The 2,427-nt window shown below is 67.6% G+C and carries 3 protein-coding genes and 2 pseudogenes; all 5 read right to left on the reverse strand.

Annotation, left to right across the window (positions count from 1 at the left end; genetic code table 11):
- The coding region (locus JCM19049_RS20585) for an ATP-binding protein (RefSeq protein WP_306420790.1) at positions 1 to 217 on the reverse strand (217 nt) is incomplete at its 3' end.
- A gap of 185 nt (positions 218 to 402) precedes the next feature.
- Positions 403 to 786 (reverse strand): annotated as a pseudogene (locus JCM19049_RS20590) (HAMP domain-containing protein); the annotation flags it as partial.
- Positions 768 to 1,076, reverse strand: coding sequence for a hypothetical protein (locus tag JCM19049_RS20595; protein WP_279403082.1), 309 nt, complete (start codon positions 1,074 to 1,076; stop codon positions 768 to 770). The gene JCM19049_RS20595 and the pseudogene JCM19049_RS20590, both read right to left, overlap by 19 nt.
- Positions 1,055 to 1,468: a hypothetical protein gene (locus JCM19049_RS11770; RefSeq protein WP_054821687.1), complete on the reverse strand. Its 414-nt coding sequence runs from the start codon at positions 1,466 to 1,468 to the stop codon at positions 1,055 to 1,057. The genes JCM19049_RS20595 and JCM19049_RS11770 overlap by 22 nt, the downstream gene beginning before the upstream one ends.
- Positions 1,465 to 2,144 (reverse strand): annotated as a pseudogene (mtrA, locus tag JCM19049_RS11775) (MtrAB system response regulator MtrA). Before mtrA ends, JCM19049_RS11770 begins: the two are co-directional and overlap by 4 nt.
- Positions 2,145 to 2,427: the final 283 nt, after the last annotated feature.

A 2,427-nucleotide genomic window follows, 5' to 3' on the forward strand; every position in this document is an offset into this window, starting at 1 on the left:
GTGCGCTTGCGGGCCGGGTCGGCGCGCCAGAAGCGGTCAAAGAGTGGGAGGCTGCCTCGGCGCTCATCCCGATGCCGTGGTCGCGCACCGAGATCGCCACCGCGTCCTCATCCTGGCCGATGCTGATGTCGATCGGGTTGCCCTCCCCGTGTTCGGCGGCGTTGAGCACCAGGTTGCGCAGGATCCGCTCGACCCGCCGCGGGTCCACTTCGGCCACACAGCCTCGGCGGGGGCTGAGAGGCGCAGCACCGAACCGTATTCGTCGGCGACCGGGGTGGCGGTGTCGATGACCTTGCGGGCGATCACGTTCAGGTCCGTGGATTCACGGTCCAGCACCGCCACCCCGGCATCGAAGCGGGAGACCTCCAGCAGGTCATTGAGCAGGTTCTGGAAGCGTTCGATCTGGTTGTACATCAGTTCGGCCGAACGCGAGGTCAGCGGGTCGAAGGACTCCCGGGCATCATGGATCACCTCGGCGGCCATGCGCACCGTGGTCAACGGGGTGCGCAGTTCATGGGACACGTCCGAGACGAAGCGCTGCTGCATTGCCGAGAGCTGGTTCAGCTGGGTGATCTGGTCCTGCAGGGAGGCAGCCATGTGGTTGAAGGCGGTGCCCAGGCGGGCGACCTCGTCCTCGCCGATCACCCGCATGCGCCGGTCCAGGTCCCCGGCGGCGATCCGCTCCGAAACGTAGGCGGCGTCGGCGACCGGGCGCACCACGGTGCGGCTGACCGACCAGGAGATCACCCCGACCACCAGCAGCAGGATCATGCCGGTGAGCACCATGGCGCGGTTGATGAATTCCAGGGTGCTTTGCACGCTGGAGAGGTCATAGACCAGGTAGAGGCCGTATTCCCGGCCCGGGGGCAGCAGCACCTTGGTGCCGAAGATGATCCCGGCGCCTGGCTGCCGGCGGTGGGGATCTCCACCGAACGCCAGTAGATCCCCGAATCGTTCATGACCCGTTCGGACAGGTCCGCCGGGATGATCCGGCTGGTCAGCTGCCCGGAGGCGGTGGGGGCCACATAGATGTTCTCATCGCCCGGGAAGGGCATCAGCACGAAGTCGCGCACCACGCTGGCCCCGTCGCCTCCAGGGTGCTTAGCGTGCTGTTGACCAGCGACTGGGTGGAGACCCGGTCGGTGGTGGCCGCGGATTCGAAGATGGACCGGGCCTGGGTCAGCCCGCGCTCGGACTCGGTGGCGACCTGGTTGAAGCGCTCGGTGAACAGGGTGCTGGCGATCTGGTTGGACAGGAACGCCCCGGCCGCCAGCAGCGCCAGGGAGGAAAACAGCAGCGTGGAGGCCACGGTGCGGTACATCAGGTGGCGGTTCCAGCGTCGGCGCACCGCCGCCAGCGGACGGCGCAGCCACAGCCGCAGCCGGTAGAAGGGTGGGGCCTTGGGAACCGCCGAGTCGCGCACGTCGACCGGGACAAGTTCGCTTCCGGTCGTGGTGCGCTGACTCAACTTGCCGATCCCGCCTTGTAGCCGACGCCGCGCACGGTCTGGATGATCGTGGGCTTCTCCGGGTCCTTCTCAATCTTCGACCGCAGCCGCTGCACGTGCACGTTCACCAGCCGGGTGTCCGCCGCATGGCGGTAGCCCCACACGGCCTCCAGCAGCTGTTCGCGGCTGAAGACCTGCCAGGGCTTGCGGGCCATGGTGACCAGCAGGTCAAATTCCAGGGGGGTCAGCGACAGCACGCTCTGCCCGCGGGTGACCCGGTGGCCGGCCACGTCGATGGTCACATCGGCCACGTTCAGCATTTCCGGGGCGTGGGTTTCGGCCGGGCGCAGCCGGCCCGCACCCGGGCGACCAGTTCGGCCGGCTTGAAGGGCTTGGGCACGTAGTCATCGGCCCCGGACTCCAGCCCGCGCACCACGTCGGCGGTGTCGGACTTGGCGGTGAGCATCACGATGGGCACATCGGATTCGCCGCGGATCTGCTTGCACACCTCAATGCCGTCGATGCCCGGCAGCATCAGATCCAGCAGGACCAGGTCGGGGTTCGCCTCGCGGAAGGCCTCCAGCGCGCCGGAACCGTCGTAGCAGAACACCGGGTCGAACCCGTCGTTTTGCAGCACGATGCCGATCATCTCCGACAGCGCCTCATCGTCATCGACGACCAGGATCTTAGCCTTCATACATTTCCCCCTGAATAGCGACAAGCCGGCTACTGGCGCGGCCCAGCGAAACGGCAGGCAGCAAACTTACCCGCTGCTCTTTAAGATACATGAGTTCCGGGGCCTTTCTCCCGGTCAGGGCGCACCCCGGGCGTGTACTCCCGGGTGCGGGCTTAGGCGTCCACACGGGTCTGCTCCAGCGCCTGGGCGTACCCGGTCAGCGCCTGCAGGCAGCTGATCACCTCGGCGGCCCCGGAGGCGGAGAAGTCCCCGCGCGGCATCAGGCGCAGCGCCCCGAGCCGCT

Source organism: Arthrobacter sp. JCM 19049, assembly GCF_001310435.1.